Below are 14,341 nucleotides of genomic sequence, written 5' to 3'. Positions count from 1 at the left end.
GCCCCGCCCCGGCGTTGACGCCGATGGTGCTGGGCGCCGCCAGCGGGTTGGCCAGCACCCCCTGGATCAAAACGCCGGCGGCGGCCAGCGCCGCCCCCGCCAGCAGTGCGGCGCAGGTCCGGGGCAGCCGGACGTAGCGGACGATGCGGAAGGCCACGGTGCCCTCCCCGCCGCCGAAGAGGGCCTGAAGCACCCGCCCCGGCGGCACCGGCTCCGCCCCCAGGCTCAGGCTCAACAGCGCCGCAGCCGCCACCGCCAGCGCCAGCCACAGGAAAAACAGCCCCCTTTTAGGGCGCGGGATAGAGGATATCCGCCAGGTTTTCATACGCTTCCCCCCACCGGGCATTCGGCTTGAGATTGTAGAGCTGCTGGTCCATCAGGAAGAACCGGCCCGCCTGCACGGCGGTCAGCTCCCCCCAGGCGGGATTGGAGAGCAGGGCCGCCTCCAGCATGGCCTCCGCGCCGGAGGGGTCCGCCCCCTGCAAAACCGCAAAGATGTAATCCGGGTCCGCCGCCAGAATCCGCTCCATGCTGAGCGTCTCCAGCAGGCTCTCCTCGCTGTCCGCGATGTTCACGCAGCCCAGGTCCGCCAGCATCTCCCCCAGGACGGTGCCCCGGCTGTTTTTCACCTTGCAGCTGGAGCCGGTGGCGCGAACGTACAGCACGGTGGGCGCCTCCCCGGCAACCCGGCCCCTGGCCGCCTCCACCTGCTCCCGGACCTGAAGGCCGTATTCCGCATACCGCTCCGGACGGCCGGTGAGGGCGGTGCAGCACTCCAGCATCCGCAGGTAGTCCGAAAAGGAGCTGACGTCGAAGTAGGCCACGGGAATGCCCGCCTGCTCCAGCAGGCCCTCCAGCTCCACATTGGCGGCGGTCTTCGCGCTGCCCAGCACAAAATCCGGCTCCGCCGCCAGCAGCAGCTCCACATTGGGGGTTTTGACGCCGCCCAGGTTCACCACCGCCTCCCCCAGCCCCAGGTCAAACTGGGTCCAGGTGTCGTCCGCCGCGGCCACCAGCGTCTCCGCGCCGCCGGCCAAACACCACACATCCGCAAAGCTGCCGATCAGCGCCGCCACCCGGGCGGGCCGGGCAACCGTCACCTCCCGGCCCAGGTCGTCCGTGAAGGTCACGGCCTCCCCGCGCTCCCCGGCCGCCTCCGCCGGCGGTTCCCCGCCGCAGCCGCCCAAGAGCAGCAGCGCGCCCCCCAGCAGCCCGGTCAGCAGCCGCTTCCAAAGCCCTCTCCGCCTCATCTGCCCGCCTCCTCCTTCGGCGGCCGGGCCGCCAGACGCTGCACGGCGCGCAGCCGCTCCAGCAGCTCGCCGTACTGTTCCCGCCGGTGGGGAAAGGTGCATCCCGCGCAGCTCTTGATCCCCTGTTGGGTATAGGTAAAGCTGCCGCCGCAGGCGTCCCCCAGGGCGTACAGCGGACAGTAGCAGAACAGGCAGTTGAAGTCCTCCTCCGGAATCCCGGCGTGGCAGCAGAAATACGGGCAGTCCCGGTGCTGGAAAAACGCGTAGTGCTTGGATTCCCTCTCCGCCGTCTCCCCCATGGTCGCAGCTCCTTTCCTATAAAAAACGGCCACGGCAGTCGTCTGACCGCCGCGGCCGTTTTTCCGCAACAACATCGGCAGCCCTGCTCCACAGAGCTGCCTGTCTTCGGCAAAATAGGTCTCCTGACTTGCGGTGCGGAGCATCGCTCCTTCGAGTCGGCGCCTACCTTCTCAGATCTCTCCAATGGCGAACTCACGTTCCGGGCCCTTTCAGGCCCTTCGGCGCCCTCTCCCGCTCACAGTGCCGGCACGTTTCGGATTCTCACCGAATTCTCTCATCCCCGCCCCTGCTTGCATCAGGCGCGGAGACATTTTGCGCGTGATTCTCTTTTGTTCCCCCAAGGGTTTCTTTTTTATCTTAGCATGGCTTCTTTTGAAAATTCTTGTAAATATTTGTTGATTTTTTGGACAAATGATGCGTCTTTGCCCCGGCGCGGACAGGCCCCCGGAGGCAGATTGCCTCCGGGGGCCCTGTGTTCCGCCCGCCGCGGTCCGCGCAGCGCCTCTGGCGCCGCTCCGCCGGGGAAGCGGCAGCGGCCCCGGCCGCTTTCGCGGCAGGGGCCGTTGTTCAGGCGGCGACAACCATTCGCGCCTTCCCATCCGCCTTATTTTCCGTGGCAGCCGCCGCAGCGGCTGCAATCGCCGCTGCAGTGTCCGCCCTTTTTGCGGGACTTCCACAGCGAGCGGATGGCCAGCGCCACCACCGCCGCCAGCACCGCCAGCACGATTCCGTATCCCAGGATTCCGGGCATTGCCGCGCCCTCCTTTCCAAATCTGCGCCGCTCACTCCGCGGCGGCCGCGGAGACGGACGTCAGGTGACGGACCTCCCCCTCCGGCTGATAGCCCTTGCGAAACAGCAGGTACAAAACCCCCGCCAGCAGCGCGAAGGCGAGGACGGTGAACACGCTAAAGGGCGCCACACCGGCGATCAGCCCGCCGATCTGATAGACCAGCATGGCGGCCCCATAGGCGAACAGGCACATGTAGCCGATGGCCCCCAGGGTCCACTTGGCGTGGTTCATCTCCCGCTTGATGGCGCCCATGGCGGCAAAGCAGGGGGCGCACAGCAGGTTGAAGACCATGAAGCTGTACGCGGTGACGCCGTTGAAATCCGCGCCGATGGCCGCCCAGATGCCCCGGCTGTCCTCCAGCAGATCGGCCGCTCCGGCGTACTGGTAGGTCACGCCGAAGAAGTTGACGACCTCCTCCTTGGCGATGAGGCCGGTGATGGTGGCGCCTGTGGCCTTCCAGGCCCAGTCGCCCACCCAGCCCAGGGGGTAGAAGATCCAGGCAATCGCGCCGCTGACGGCGGCCAGCAGGGAGTCGTTGTTGTCCGCCACCGCCTGGAACGCGCCGTCCACAAAGCCGTAGCCCTGGAGGAACCAGAGAACGATGGAGCTCAGCAAAATGACCGTGCCGGCCCGCTTGATGAAGCTCCACCCCCGCTCCCAGGTGGCCCGCAGGACGTTTCCGGCGGCGGGGGCGTGATAGGCGGGCAGCTCCATGACGAAGGGGGCGGGCTCGCCGGCAAAGGCCCTGCACTTCTTCAGCATGACGCCGGAGACCACCACTGCCGCTACGCCGATGAAATAGGCGGAGGTGGCCACCCAGGCGGAGGAGCCGAAGAGGGCCCCGGCAAAGAGGCCGATGATGGGCATCTTTGCGCCGCAGGGGATAAAGCCGGTGGTCATGATGGTCATCTTCCGGTCCCGGTCCTGCTCGATGGTCCGGGAGGCCATGATGCCGGGCACGCCGCAGCCGGTGGCCACCAGCATGGGGATGAAGCTCTTGCCGGAGAGGCCGAAGCGGCGGAAGATTCGGTCCATGATGAAGGCCACCCGGGCCATGTAGCCCACGTCCTCCAAAACGGCCAGCAGCAAAAACAGCACCAGCAGCTGGGGCACAAAGCCCAGCACCGCGCCCACGCCGGCCACGATGCCGTCTTGAATCAGTCCGTAGAGCCAGCCGTCCGTGATGCCCAGGGCGGCCAGGGCGGTGTCCAGCAGGCCGGGCACCCACTCGCCGAAGAGCACATCGTTGGCCCAGTCGGTTCCCCTGGTGCCGAGGGAGATGGACCAGTTGCCCATGGCGACGGCATAGATCAAAAACATGACGCCCGCAAAGATGGGCAGGGCCAGGATGCGGTTGGTCACCATCCGGTCGATCCGGTCGGAGGCGGACAGGCTGTGCTTCGGCGCCTTTTTCTGCACGGACCGGCTCACCACGCCGCTGATGTAGGCGTAGCGCTGGTTGGTGATGATGCTCTCCGCGTCGTCGTCCAGCTCTTTTTCACACGCGGCGATGTGCGCTTCCAGGTGGGCCGCCAATTGGGCGTCCAGATGCAGCTCCTCCAGCACCTTCTCGTCCCGCTCAAAAAGCTTGATGGCGTACCAGCGGAGATACCGCGCCTCCACCTTTCCGGCGATGGCCTCCTCCATATGGGCGATGGCGTGCTCCACGGAGCCGGTGAACACGTGGGGCAGCTCCTCCGCCGGGCCGCTCCGGGCCAGCTCCACGGCCTTTTCCGCCGCGGCCAGGCCGCCCTCGCCCTTCAGGGCGCTCATCTCCACCACCGCACAGCCCAGGGCGTCCCCTAGCTTCCGCAGGTCAATCCGGTCGCCGTTCCGGCGCACCAGGTCGATCATGTTCACCGCCACCACCACGGGCAGCCCCAGCTCGATGAGCTGGGTGGTGAGGTACAGATTCCGCTCGATGTTGGTGCCGTCCACGATGTTCAAAATGGCGTCAGGCTGCTCCTTCACCAGGTAGTTCCGGGCCACCACCTCCTCCAGCGTGTAGGGGGACAGGGAGTAGATGCCGGGCAGGTCCTGGATGATCACGTCCCTGCGGCCCTTCAGCCTGCCCTCCTTCTTCTCCACCGTGACGCCGGGCCAGTTGCCCACATATTGATTGGAGCCGGTCAAGCTGTTGAACAGCGTGGTCTTTCCGCAGTTCGGGTTGCCGGCCAGTGCAAGTTTGGTCTCCATCTCGCTCTCCTTTTCGGTATTAGTTGCGACTAACTGTCGTTTTTTAGAAAAGCGGCCTGCGCCGCCGGACTTTACTGGACCTCGATCCTCTCCGCGTCACCCTTGCGCAGGGACAGCTCATACCCCCGGACGTTCAGCTCCATGGGGTCTCCCAGCGGGGCCACCTTCCGCACGAAAATCTCCACGCCCCTGGTGATGCCCATGTCCATGATGCGGCGCCTCACCGGGCCCTCTCCGTGGAGCCTGCTCACCGTGACGGTCTCCCCCACCTTTGCCTCTTTCAATGTCTTCATACGCGCTCCTCCTCAAATCATCATCCGGCCCGCCATGGTCCGGTCCAGGGCGATCCGGCTGTCCTTCACCTGCAAAATCAGGTTTCCACCCAGCTCGCTGACCACCGTCACCTCACTGTCCACCACGAAGCCCAGCTCCGCCAGGTGCTGGCGCACCGCGTCCTTGCCCGTGATCTTCCGGATTTGAACCGTCTCTCCCGTCCGCGCCAGCGTCAGAGGCATCATACCGTCCACCCCTTTCCAGAATTAGCGTTGGCTAACTATTGGCCAAGCAATTGAGGTTAGTATTCTCTAACCTCGAATTTGACTAGAGTTTACCATGGCAAACTTCCCCTGTCAAGCGAAGCGGTCAAATTTTTCCGCCCGCGCGGTTAGTTTTGGCAAACCACATAAAACCCCGCCGTTGAATCCCGGCGTCTTTGGGAAGATGATGCACAGCGGCGCCCGCCCCCATGCGGCGGGGCGCACGGGGGCGGGCGGGAGCGGATCCGGGGGCGGCGGGTCCCCTCACCGCTTGATGTCGTAATTCATATTCATCAGATTGTGGATGCTGGCCGCGTCATCGGTGATATTGGCATCTCCCCGGATGGTGTGCTTAATCACGCTACTGGCCACCGCGAAGTTGATCATATCCATGGGCTTATAGTCGTGGATCATGGCATAGATCAGCCCGCTGGCAAAGGCATCTCCGCCGCCCACCCGGTCCAGGATGTTGAAGGTGAAGAGCTTGCTCTCAAAGGTGTGGCCCTCGTACCACATAAAGGCCTTCAGGCTGTTCTCACTGCCGCTGTGGGCGTAGCGCACATGGCGGGCGATGCACTTGAGATTCGGATAGCGCCGGATGAACGCCTGAAAAATATCGTCCTGCTGCTCGTAGCTGGGCCGGTAGGGGATGTCGTCCTTCCAGTCCCCCTTGCTGTGGTCCGCCTCATCCTTCCAGAGGTGGTAGGGCTCGATGCCCAGCAGCACGTCCACATAGGGCAGGCACTCCGTGCAGAAGTCCCGGGCCTCCTCCCAGCTCCAGAGCATGCTGCGGAAGTTGCCGTCAAAGCTGATGGTGAGGCCCTTTTCCCGGGCCACCCGCAGGCACTCCATCACCAAATAGCGGCAGTTGGGCCCCAGGGCCGGGGTGATTCCGCTGAGGTGGAGCCAAGTAAAGCCCTCCAGCAGCGCCTCGATGTCCACGGTGCGGAAATCGAACTCCGTGATGGCGCTGTGCTTGCGGTCGTAGATGACCTTGCTGGCCCGGATGCCGTAGCCCGTCTCCAGATAGTAGCTGCCCAGCCGGTGGGTGGGCGTCTGCTCCAGGGTGGTGAGAATCACCGGCGAACAGTGGACGTCGTTGCTGCGCAGCAGGCGGACGGCGCTCTTGCCCAGGCTGTTGTTGGGCACCACGCTGAAAAAGGTGCTGTCCACCCCCAGATTGGCCAGCGCCAGCGCAATGTTGGCCTCGCTGCCGCCGTAGCTGGCCTCAAAGCTGGTGGTCATGCGGATTTTCTCATAGTTGGGCGGCGTCAGGCGGAGCATGATCTCGCCGACGGTGATGAATTTGCTGCCGCTCTCGCCGTGCAGCAACGGATTCCGGTGTTCCATGGGCACTGCCTCCTTTTCCCTTGTCTGGTTTGATTGTATGCCCTGGCGGCGGGGATTGCAAGAGGCGGCTCACCGGGTGTTTTTTGAAAACCGCCCCATTTTTCGTTGAAAAACCCGCCGCGCCGTACTATACTGGTCGTATTGGGGGCAGTCCGTCCGGTTTTGGGGGCGGCCCTCTATTTTTTGACAGCGGGTGATCGCATGAAGGATACCTTTTTCTATACCCTGCACGCCATTTTGCCCATCTTGCTCATCATCGTTCTGGGCTACGGCGTGCGGCGGGTGGGCCCCTGGTCCGACGACTTCTACAAGCAGCTCAACGCCCTGTGCTTCCGGGTGTTCCTGCCGGTGCAGCTATTTTGCAACGTCTACGCCATCGACGACCTCTCCGCCATGAACTGGCGGGTCATCGCCTACCTCTTCACCAGCGTGTTCCTGTGCCTGCTGGTGGGCCTCCTGGCCGCCGGGCTGTTCATCCGCAGCCGGGCCCAGAAGGGCGTCATCGTCCAGGTGGCCTTCCGCTCCAACCAGGCCATTCTGGGCCTCCCCCTGGCCAATGCCCTGGGCGGCGCCGAGGCCATGGCCTTCGCCTCCATGGCCACCTCCGTGTGCGTGCCGCTGTTCAACGTGCTGGCGGTGATCGTGCTGACCGTCTTCGGCGGCGACGGGGACCGCCGCCCCACCCTCCGGACCCTGCTGCGCCGGGTGGTCACCAATCCGCTGATTCTGGGTGCCCTGTCCGGCCTGGCGCTGGTGTTCTTCCGCCAGCTCCTGCCGGTGGTGGACGGCCAGCCCATCTTCACCATCCGCGCCCAGCTCCCCTCCTTGTACGAGGCCCTCACCAATCTGTCCCGGGTGGCCTCCCCGGTGATGCTCTTCGTCCTGGGCACCCGGCTGAACTTCGGCGCGGTGCGCGCGCTGCTGGGCCAATTGACCCTGGGCGTCCTGCTGCGCCTGGTGGTCTGCCCCGCCATGGTCATCGGCCTGGCGGTGGCCCTGCACGGGCCCCTGGGCCTCACCACCCTGGAGATGCCCACCCTGGTGGCCGTGGCCGCCACTCCCGTGGCGGTCTCCAGCGCCGTGATGGCCCAGGAGATGGGCTGCGACGACCAGCTGGCCAACCAACTGGTGGTGTGGACCAGCGTCCTCTCCATGTTCACCGTGTTCTGCATCGTCTATCTGCTGCGCTCCGCCGGGCTGCTGTGAGGAAAACGGAAGGGGATGCCCTCCGGGGGTATCCCCCTCTGTTTTGGGGGAAACCGTCTCCCGGCACCTCGCCGCCGAGGAATGCCGCTGCCGCACAGCAGAATCGCCCCTCGGTGTGCGGATAGCGCGCCAAAAGCGGCCCTGCGCATACGCGCAGGGCCGCAGCCTTTCCGCACGCGCTTTCGCGGCGGGTTTGCAGGCGCCTCGGCGGATGTCCATAGGGCATCCGCCGAGGCGTTTTCTCATGCCAGGTGCTTTTTCAGCGTCGCCCGGACGGCGCCGGGGCCGGCCAGCTCCTCCAGGAACAGCGCCTCAATCCGGTCCGCCAGGGGGGTGGCGGTCAAATCCACGCCGAAGATGGCCGCATTGGCCAGGATGGGCCGCAGCTGGCCGGCGTAGCTCTTGGGGTCGTTCCACACGATGCCCGCAAGCTGGGCTTGCAGAGTTTCCCGCAGGGGGTCGTCGCTGACCTCCATCTCCCGGCCCTGGTCGTCCACCCCCAGGAGATACCGCATCCAGCCCGCCAGGGCCAGGGGGATGCTGACCAGATCGCCCAGGTCCCGCCCGGCGGCCAGGTAGCTCTTGATGGTCTCGCCGAAGCGGACGCCCACCTTCTGGGAGGTGTCCGTGGCGATGCGGCGGGGATCGTCGGGCATGAAGACGTTGGGCAGCCGCTGCTCCACCACCTCGTCCAAAAAGGCCCTGGGGCTGACGATGCCGGGGTCCGTCACCACCGGCAGTCCCTCCACGTAGCCCAGGCGCTTCACCAGGGCCACGATCTCCGCATCTTGCATCTCGTCGGCGATCTTGGTGTAGCCCAGCAGGCAGCCGTTGACGCTCATGGCGGTGTGCAGGGGGTTGAGGCAGGTGGTGACCTTCATCCGCTCCACCTTGTTCACGGTGTCCCGGTCGCAGAAGATGACACCCACCTGGTCCAGGGGCGGGCGGCCGTTGGGGAACTTGTCCTCGATGACCAGGTACTGGGGCCGCTCCGCGTTGACGAAGGCGGCGGTGTAGCCGCCCTTCTTGGTGACGATGGCCTCCATGCCCTCGATGCCGTCGGCGGTGAGGCTCTCCTCCACCACCTTGGAGGGGCGGGGCACGATTTTGTCGATCATGCTCCAGGGGAAGCTGACCCGGGACTCGTCGTTCAGATAGTCCAGGAAGCCCGGCTCCGCCAGGCCGTTTTCCACCCAGGCCCCGGCGATGGCGGCCACGCTGTCGTGGAAGGTCTGGCCGTTGTGGCTGCAGTTGTCGAAGCTGCACACGGCCAGGGGATAGCCCCCGGCCTGATAGCGCCAGTAGAGGAACTTGGTCAGGGTGGACATGGCGTGTTTCGTGCTGCCGGGTCCCTCCCGCCGGTCCGCCTCCACGGCGGGCAGCCAGGCGCCGTCGGGCCCGCGGAGCTGATAGCCCTTCTCCGTGATGGTGAAGGAGAGCATCTGGAGGCCCGGGTCGGTGAAGATCTCCCGGAAGCGGGCCATGGCGGACTGGTCTCCGCTGTCCGCCTTCACGCCCTCGGCGATGCTGCCGATGATCTCCCGGTCGGTGGTGGCGTCGGGGTTCAGCGTCACGGCGATGCAGAGGTTGTCGAAGGGGGCGTAGGCGATGTCCAGAATGGCGGGGTCGTTGGTGTTGGCCATCAGCAGCCCCTTGTCGGTGAGGCCCTCGTTCAGCATCCGCTGGGCCAGGGCGGCGATGTAGGCGCGGAAGATGTTGCCGGTGCCGAAGTGCACCCAGGTGGGGGCCTTTCGGGTGGCCTCCGCCACGGCGGCCACGTCGTACTGCGGCAGCTTCACATGGGCGGCGGCCCAGCCGGCCCTGTCGGCCAGGGAAGCGCGGTTCAGTTTCATGGGATCAAACCTCCGTCAAAAAATGGTCCGGCGGCTGGGACCAGCCGCCGGACAGCGCCGGGTCAGTTGGCCATCTCGGGATGGCCGTTTTCGCGGCAGATGGCCTCCCACAGGCCGCTCAGATAGGTGGCGCCCAGGGCCCGGTCGTACAATCCGTAGCCGGGCCGGCCCTCCTCGTCCCAGATCATGCGGCCGTGGTCGGGCCGGATATAGGTGTCGGGGCAGGTGTCGAACACGGCCTTCATGATGGCGTACATGTCCAGATCGCCGGTGGAGGACAGGTGGGCGGACTCCCGGAACTTCCGGTGGCCCAGGTACTTCACGTTGCGCACGTGCATGGCGCCGATGCGGTCCATCCCGCCGAAGTGGCGGACGATGGCGGGGATGTCGTTGTCCGGATTGGAGCCCAGGGACCCGGTGCACAGGCACAGGGTGTTGGCGGGGGAGTCATGGAGCTTCACCATGATGTCGTAGTCCGCCTGGCTGTGGGTGATGCGGGGCAGGCCGAAGACGGGCCAGGCCGGGTCGTCGGGATGGCAGGCCATCTTCACGCCCATCTCCTCGCAGGTGGGAATCACACCGTCCAGGAAATAGCGGAAGTTCTCCCGCAGCTTCGCCTGGTCGATGTCCCGATAGATGGCCAGCACCCGCTCCAAATCCGCCAGGCGCTCCGGCTCCCAGCCGGGCAGGGAGATGCCGTGGCAGTCGTCCAGGGTCTTTTTCACCAGGTCCACCGGGGTCATCTCCCCCAGCTCCTGCTCGTCGAAATAGAGGGAGTTGGACCCGTCCTCGGGAATCACCCGGGCCAGGTCGGTACGCAGCCAGTCAAACACCGGCATGAAGTTGTAGATGATGACCTTCACGCCCACCTTGGCCAGGTTGCGGATGGTCTCGCAGTAGTTGGCGATATACTGGTCCCGGGTGGGCAGGCCCATCTTGATGTCCTCATGGACGTTGACGGACTCGATGACCTCGCACTCCAGCCCGGCTGCGCGGATGTGGTCCACATAGGCCTTGCACTCCTCGTAGGTCCACACCTCGCCGGCGGCCTTCTCGTCCAGCACGCCCATGAGGCCGCTCATGCCGGGAATCTGCTTGATCTTCTTCAGGGAGATGGGGTCACGGCCCTCGCCGTACCAGCGAAACGTCATTTTCATACGCGGATTCCTCCTGTCAGTTTTTGTCACTCATCGCACTTCCACAGGCCCAGGGCCGGGGTGCCTACAAAATAGATCTCCTCGCCGTCGGGCAGGGTGTTCCACCCCTCCCTCAGGGTGTGGGGGTCGTAGCGCCGGCTGGCCTCGCCGTAGTCCGCCCATTGGTAGCCCACGCTCTCGATCTCCTCCCGGCTCATCTGCTCCGGCCGGGTGCAGTAGGTGACGGTGAAGCGGCCGTCGGTGCTGCCCTGAATCAGGTGGGCGGCGCTCATGATCTTGTCCGTGCCGAAGGCCCCCCGGTTGAAGAGGTCCAGCACGTAGTCCCGGCCCTTGTAGCCGAACCTCCGGGTCATGGCGTCCATCTCCTCGTTCTCGCCGAAGGCCCGGACGCCGGGGGCCAGAATCACCAGCTCGCCGCCGTCTGCCACGATCATGCGGGTGCGGTAGATGCCCTTGTTGCCCACCCAGGTGGTTTTCAGTTCCTCCGGGTCCAGATAGGTGACCACCTTTTTGGCCCGGCGCTCCACGTGGACGATATTCAGCTCCTGGCTCAGCGCGCAGGCCTTTTCAAAGGGGGCGCGGCTCTCCCCGATATACAGGCCGTTGAGCCGGGTCTCCCCGTTTTCCCGGGTGGTGACGGTCTGGAGGAACACCACCGGCAGCTTGCCGTCGATGAAGTGGCGCTGGGCGTAGTCGTACAGCACCCGGGCGGGGCAGTCCCGCACGCCCAGGGCCCGCTCCATGCCGCAGATGGCGGAGAGCATGTGGCTCTTGTTGATCATGCCCCGGCCTCCTAGGCCCACGAAGAGGTTTTTGGAGTAGTTGGCCATGCCCACCACCTCGTGGGGCACCACCTGGCCCACGGACAGAATCAGGTCGAAGCCGCCGTCCAGGAGCAGATGGTTTACCTCCACCTCGATATCGGTGACGTACAGCCCCCGGCTGATCTCCCCCACCACCTGGGCGGGAATCGTGCCCAGCACGGTGGTGTCGCTCTGCCAGCGGTGAATGAGGATGTCCCCGTCGGGCACCGCGTCGCCGAAGAACTTCTCCTTCTCCTCGGCGCTGAGGGGCATGTGGGTACCCAGGGCCGGCATCACCTTCACCTCGGCCCCCATGGCCCTCAGCCGGGGATAGAGGATTTTGGTCAGCTCGCCGGCAAAGCTGTAACAGCGGGTGTAGTCCGGGGGCACGATCAGGACCTTTTTTACCCCCGCGTACTGGGCCAGCAGCGCGTCGCACAGGGCGGCGGCCCGCTCCAGGGAAATCCCGGAGCGGTCGGTGCAGTCAATTTCTTTCATCCGTTTTCTCCTATTCCTGTCCTCCGGCGCGAAGGGGGCGCCGGGCCCGGAGCGCGGCCCGTCCGGCGGTGGACGGGCCGCGGCAGGCGCTTGCTCAGTCGGCCACCTTGACGATGACTTTGATATAGTCGCCGGGGTTCTTCTCGTTGTCGATGATGGTGGCGGGGGCCTCGTCCATGGGAATGATCTTGGTGACGGTGTCCATCAGCTTCACCCGGCCGGCGTGCAGCAACTCCAGCGCCTCCTCGAACTCGCCGGCGCTGGTGCGGGCGCCCCGGATGTCGATCTCCTTGCGGGTGATCATGTCGGTGGGGAGGCTGGTCTCCTGCTTGGGCCAGCCAGTGAAGGTGATGCGGCCGGCGTGGCACACCATGTCCAGGCTCTGGCGGATCAGCACGTTGGCGCCGGAGCACTCCATGACCAGCTGGGCGCCCTCGCCGGTGATCTCCCGGACCTTCTCCACGGCGTTGACCTCCTTGCTGTTGATGGTGTACTCCACGCCCATCTCCTTGGCGAAGTCCAGCCGCTCCTGCACGATGTCGATGATGATGGCGTGGGCGCCGTAGGCCTCGGCGGCCATACCGGCGTACAGGCCGATGGGGCCGGCGCCCAGGATGGCCACGTACTCGCCGCTCTTCAGCCCGCCCCGGTGGATGCCGTGGAGGGCGATGGTCAGCGGCTCGGCCAGGGCGCCCATCTCATAGCTCATCCCCTCGGGCAGGGGCACCAGGAGAGAGGCGGGGTGGCAGAAGTACTCGCACATGCCGCCGTCCACGTGGACGCCCAGCACGTGGAGGTCCGTGCAGCAGTTGGTGCGGCCGATGGAGCAGGCGTAGCAGTGGCCGCAGTAGATGTAGGGGTCCACCGCCACCCGGTCGCCCACCTTCAGCCCCTTGGGGTTCTGGGCGGGATCGGCGGGAATGCTGACGATTTCGCCGCTGAGCTCATGGCCGATGACCCGGGGATAGCTCACCAGGCCGTTGGTGCCCCGGAAGGCGCCGATGTCGCTGCCGCAGACGGCGGCGCAGTGAATTTTGAGCAAGGCCTCGCCCTCCTTGGGCGCAGGCATGGGCTGGTCCACGCAGGCAACGTTCCAGGGCTCGGCAAATTTGATGGCTTTCATAATCGTTTCCCCTTTTTTCTAAAAAATCGGATGGCCGCGGCGTCTCCGAGCAGGCCGGATTTCTCTCCCGAGACGTCGCACGTCTTATGTCCCCATTATAAGCGCCGCCCCACAAAAACGCCAGACATAGTATTGACCAAATGTTGCGGGGGAAAACTGTACAGTATTCTGAAACTCCGGAAAATCCGCCGTTTTTCCGCCGAGAAAAATGCCAATACCTTGACAATTCCCCGGGGAAGTGCGTATATAATAAAGAAAGAAACATGGGACGTCCTATGCCCCGGCCGCACCCCGGCCGGCATTTGAGAAAAGACTGGAGCCTATCATGTCTGATACGATTTTTGAGACGGTGCGGGATAAGGAGAGCCCCCTGGCGGAGCAGGCGGCGGACCAGATCAGTCAGCTGATCATCGACCGCCAGCTCACCAATGGGGAGAAGCTCCCCAACGAATTTGAGCTGGCGGAACAGCTAAACGTGGGCCGGGGCACGGTGCGGGAGGCGGTGAAGCTGCTGGTGGCCCGGAACGTGCTGGAAATCCGCCGGGGCCGGGGGACCTTCGTCACCCACCAGACCGGCGTCATCCATGACCCCCTGGGCTTTGCCTACATGCCGGACCAGCTCCGTCTGGCCCACGAGCTGCTGGATATCCGGCTGAACATCGAGCCCTGGGTGGCCTCCCTGGCGGCCCAGCAGGCCACGGCCCGGGATGTGGAGGAGCTGGGGCAGCTGTGCCGGGAGGTGGAGGAGCTGATCCACGCCGGGCAGAACCACCTGCTGCGGGATGAGGCCTTCCACGTCCGCATCGCCAGCTGCACCCAAAACCGGGTGATCGAAAAGCTGCTGCCGGTCATCACCTACGCCGTCCGCCTCTTCGGCCAGCTGACGGACCAGCGCATCTACCAGGAGACCATTGAGACCCACCGCCGCGTGGTGGACGCTATCGCCCGCCACGACCCAGCGGCGGCCCGGACCGCTATGCACGAGCACCTGATGGGGAACCTGCGCTTCATCACGGAGCAGGAGCGCCGCTGACCGCCGGGTGCCCCTCTCCATATGAAAAACGACCGCCCGTGGGCGGTCGTTTTTGCTGTTTGCAGCGGTTCGCCGCCGGAGCGGCGAAAGACATGCTCCGCCGCGGCTCCCACACGGCAGAGCCGCCCGGTCCGCAAAGGTGCAGGCGGCGCACCGCCCACGCGCAAAGCGGGCCGCAGCTCTCTCGAAAACGCGCCTGCGGCACTCTTTTGAGAACGGAAAACGACCGCCCATAGGGCGGTCGT

14 protein-coding genes and 1 riboswitch are annotated in these 14,341 nt (G+C 65.3%); of the genes, 2 read left to right on the top strand and 12 right to left on the bottom strand.

What is annotated here, in order from left to right; all coding sequences use genetic code 11:
• The 8 genes from QZS21_RS07015 to QZS21_RS06980 all read right to left on the bottom strand — a co-directional run.
• Nucleotides 1–235 (bottom strand): iron chelate uptake ABC transporter family permease subunit (locus QZS21_RS07015; RefSeq protein WP_295581743.1); only part of this gene is annotated, 235 nt, incomplete at its 3' end.
• Between the two features lie 52 nt (nt 236–287).
• The gene (locus QZS21_RS07010; protein WP_295581741.1) at nt 288–1,250 is read right to left on the bottom strand and encodes an ABC transporter substrate-binding protein; all 963 of its coding nucleotides are present in this window, start codon (nt 1,248–1,250) and stop codon (nt 288–290) included.
• Complete coding sequence (locus QZS21_RS07005) at nt 1,247–1,549, bottom strand: cysteine-rich small domain-containing protein (RefSeq protein ID WP_295581739.1); 303 nt, start codon at nt 1,547–1,549, stop codon at nt 1,247–1,249. Before QZS21_RS07005 ends, QZS21_RS07010 begins: the two co-directional genes overlap by 4 nt.
• 95 nt (nt 1,550–1,644) lie before the next feature.
• Nucleotides 1,645–1,880: riboswitch (cobalamin riboswitch) on the bottom strand.
• A gap of 274 nt (nt 1,881–2,154) precedes the next feature.
• Nucleotides 2,155–2,301, bottom strand: a complete 147-nt coding sequence (locus QZS21_RS07000) for a FeoB-associated Cys-rich membrane protein (RefSeq protein ID WP_295581737.1) — start codon at nt 2,299–2,301, stop codon at nt 2,155–2,157.
• Between the two features lie 31 nt (nt 2,302–2,332).
• Nucleotides 2,333–4,537 carry a ferrous iron transport protein B gene (gene feoB / locus QZS21_RS06995; protein ID WP_295581735.1) on the bottom strand — a complete coding sequence of 735 codons (2,205 nt, stop codon included), beginning with the start codon at nt 4,535–4,537 and terminating at the stop codon, nt 2,333–2,335.
• Nucleotides 4,538–4,608: 71 nt separating this feature from the next.
• Entirely contained in the window at nt 4,609–4,830 is a 222-nt protein-coding gene (locus QZS21_RS06990; RefSeq protein ID WP_295581733.1) for a ferrous iron transport protein A, read from the bottom strand.
• A 12-nt stretch (nt 4,831–4,842) separates the two neighbouring features.
• The gene (locus QZS21_RS06985; RefSeq protein ID WP_295581731.1) at nt 4,843–5,055 is read right to left on the bottom strand and encodes a FeoA family protein; all 213 of its coding nucleotides are present in this window, start codon (nt 5,053–5,055) and stop codon (nt 4,843–4,845) included.
• Between the two features lie 282 nt (nt 5,056–5,337).
• Nucleotides 5,338–6,423, bottom strand: a complete 1,086-nt coding sequence (locus QZS21_RS06980; RefSeq protein ID WP_295581729.1) for a sugar kinase — start codon at nt 6,421–6,423, stop codon at nt 5,338–5,340.
• A gap of 201 nt (nt 6,424–6,624) precedes the next feature.
• Between QZS21_RS06980 and QZS21_RS06975 the strand changes: the two genes are divergently transcribed.
• Nucleotides 6,625–7,629, top strand: a complete 1,005-nt coding sequence (locus QZS21_RS06975; RefSeq protein WP_295581726.1) for an AEC family transporter — start codon at nt 6,625–6,627, stop codon at nt 7,627–7,629.
• A 242-nt stretch (nt 7,630–7,871) separates the two neighbouring features.
• On the opposite strand, the gene QZS21_RS06970 is transcribed toward QZS21_RS06975, so the two are convergent.
• The 4 genes from QZS21_RS06970 to QZS21_RS06955 all read right to left on the bottom strand — a co-directional run bounded on the left by QZS21_RS06970 (nt 7,872) and on the right by QZS21_RS06955 (nt 13,063).
• Complete coding sequence (locus tag QZS21_RS06970) at nt 7,872–9,482, bottom strand: mannitol dehydrogenase family protein (RefSeq protein ID WP_295581724.1); 1,611 nt, start codon at nt 9,480–9,482, stop codon at nt 7,872–7,874.
• A 62-nt stretch (nt 9,483–9,544) separates the two neighbouring features.
• Complete coding sequence (gene uxuA / locus QZS21_RS06965) at nt 9,545–10,639, bottom strand: mannonate dehydratase (RefSeq protein WP_295581722.1); 1,095 nt, start codon at nt 10,637–10,639, stop codon at nt 9,545–9,547.
• A gap of 26 nt (nt 10,640–10,665) precedes the next feature.
• Nucleotides 10,666–11,940 carry a lactate racemase domain-containing protein gene (locus QZS21_RS06960; protein ID WP_295581720.1) on the bottom strand — a complete coding sequence of 425 codons (1,275 nt, stop codon included), beginning with the start codon at nt 11,938–11,940 and terminating at the stop codon, nt 10,666–10,668.
• Nucleotides 11,941–12,034: 94 nt separating this feature from the next.
• Nucleotides 12,035–13,063 (bottom strand): zinc-binding alcohol dehydrogenase family protein, encoded by a 1,029-nt coding sequence (locus QZS21_RS06955; RefSeq protein WP_295581718.1) that lies wholly within the window; start codon nt 13,061–13,063, stop codon nt 12,035–12,037.
• Between the two features lie 325 nt (nt 13,064–13,388).
• Between QZS21_RS06955 and QZS21_RS06950 the strand changes: the two genes are divergently transcribed.
• Nucleotides 13,389–14,096, top strand: a complete 708-nt coding sequence (locus QZS21_RS06950) for a FadR/GntR family transcriptional regulator (RefSeq protein WP_295581715.1) — start codon at nt 13,389–13,391, stop codon at nt 14,094–14,096.
• Nucleotides 14,097–14,341 lie beyond the last annotated feature (245 nt).

Origin of the sequence: uncultured Oscillibacter sp., assembly GCF_900544955.1 — a bacterium.
In the GTDB taxonomy this organism is placed as follows: domain Bacteria; phylum Bacillota; class Clostridia; order Oscillospirales; family Oscillospiraceae; genus Oscillibacter.
The sequence above is the reverse complement of the archived record's forward strand: the minus strand, read 5'-3'. Positions and strand labels throughout refer to the sequence as shown.

What these genes read in the sequence shown, in the direction of transcription:
- QZS21_RS07010 (WP_295581741.1), bottom strand. Translation starts at nt 1,250, where the DNA reads ATGAGGCGGAGAGGGCTTTGGAAGCGGCTGCTGACCGGGCTGCTGGGG.
- QZS21_RS07005 (WP_295581739.1), bottom strand. Translation starts at nt 1,549, where the DNA reads ATGGGGGAGACGGCGGAGAGGGAATCCAAGCACTACGCGTTTTTCCAG.
- QZS21_RS07000 (WP_295581737.1), bottom strand. Translation starts at nt 2,301, where the DNA reads ATGCCCGGAATCCTGGGATACGGAATCGTGCTGGCGGTGCTGGCGGCG.
- feoB (WP_295581735.1), bottom strand. Translation starts at nt 4,537, where the DNA reads ATGGAGACCAAACTTGCACTGGCCGGCAACCCGAACTGCGGAAAGACC.
- QZS21_RS06990 (WP_295581733.1), bottom strand. Translation starts at nt 4,830, where the DNA reads ATGAAGACATTGAAAGAGGCAAAGGTGGGGGAGACCGTCACGGTGAGC.
- QZS21_RS06985 (WP_295581731.1), bottom strand. Translation starts at nt 5,055, where the DNA reads ATGATGCCTCTGACGCTGGCGCGGACGGGAGAGACGGTTCAAATCCGG.
- QZS21_RS06980 (WP_295581729.1), bottom strand. Translation starts at nt 6,423, where the DNA reads ATGGAACACCGGAATCCGTTGCTGCACGGCGAGAGCGGCAGCAAATTC.
- QZS21_RS06975 (WP_295581726.1), top strand. Translation starts at nt 6,625, where the DNA reads ATGAAGGATACCTTTTTCTATACCCTGCACGCCATTTTGCCCATCTTG.
- QZS21_RS06970 (WP_295581724.1), bottom strand. Translation starts at nt 9,482, where the DNA reads ATGAAACTGAACCGCGCTTCCCTGGCCGACAGGGCCGGCTGGGCCGCC.
- uxuA (WP_295581722.1), bottom strand. Translation starts at nt 10,639, where the DNA reads ATGAAAATGACGTTTCGCTGGTACGGCGAGGGCCGTGACCCCATCTCC.
- QZS21_RS06960 (WP_295581720.1), bottom strand. Translation starts at nt 11,940, where the DNA reads ATGAAAGAAATTGACTGCACCGACCGCTCCGGGATTTCCCTGGAGCGG.
- QZS21_RS06955 (WP_295581718.1), bottom strand. Translation starts at nt 13,063, where the DNA reads ATGAAAGCCATCAAATTTGCCGAGCCCTGGAACGTTGCCTGCGTGGAC.
- QZS21_RS06950 (WP_295581715.1), top strand. Translation starts at nt 13,389, where the DNA reads ATGTCTGATACGATTTTTGAGACGGTGCGGGATAAGGAGAGCCCCCTG.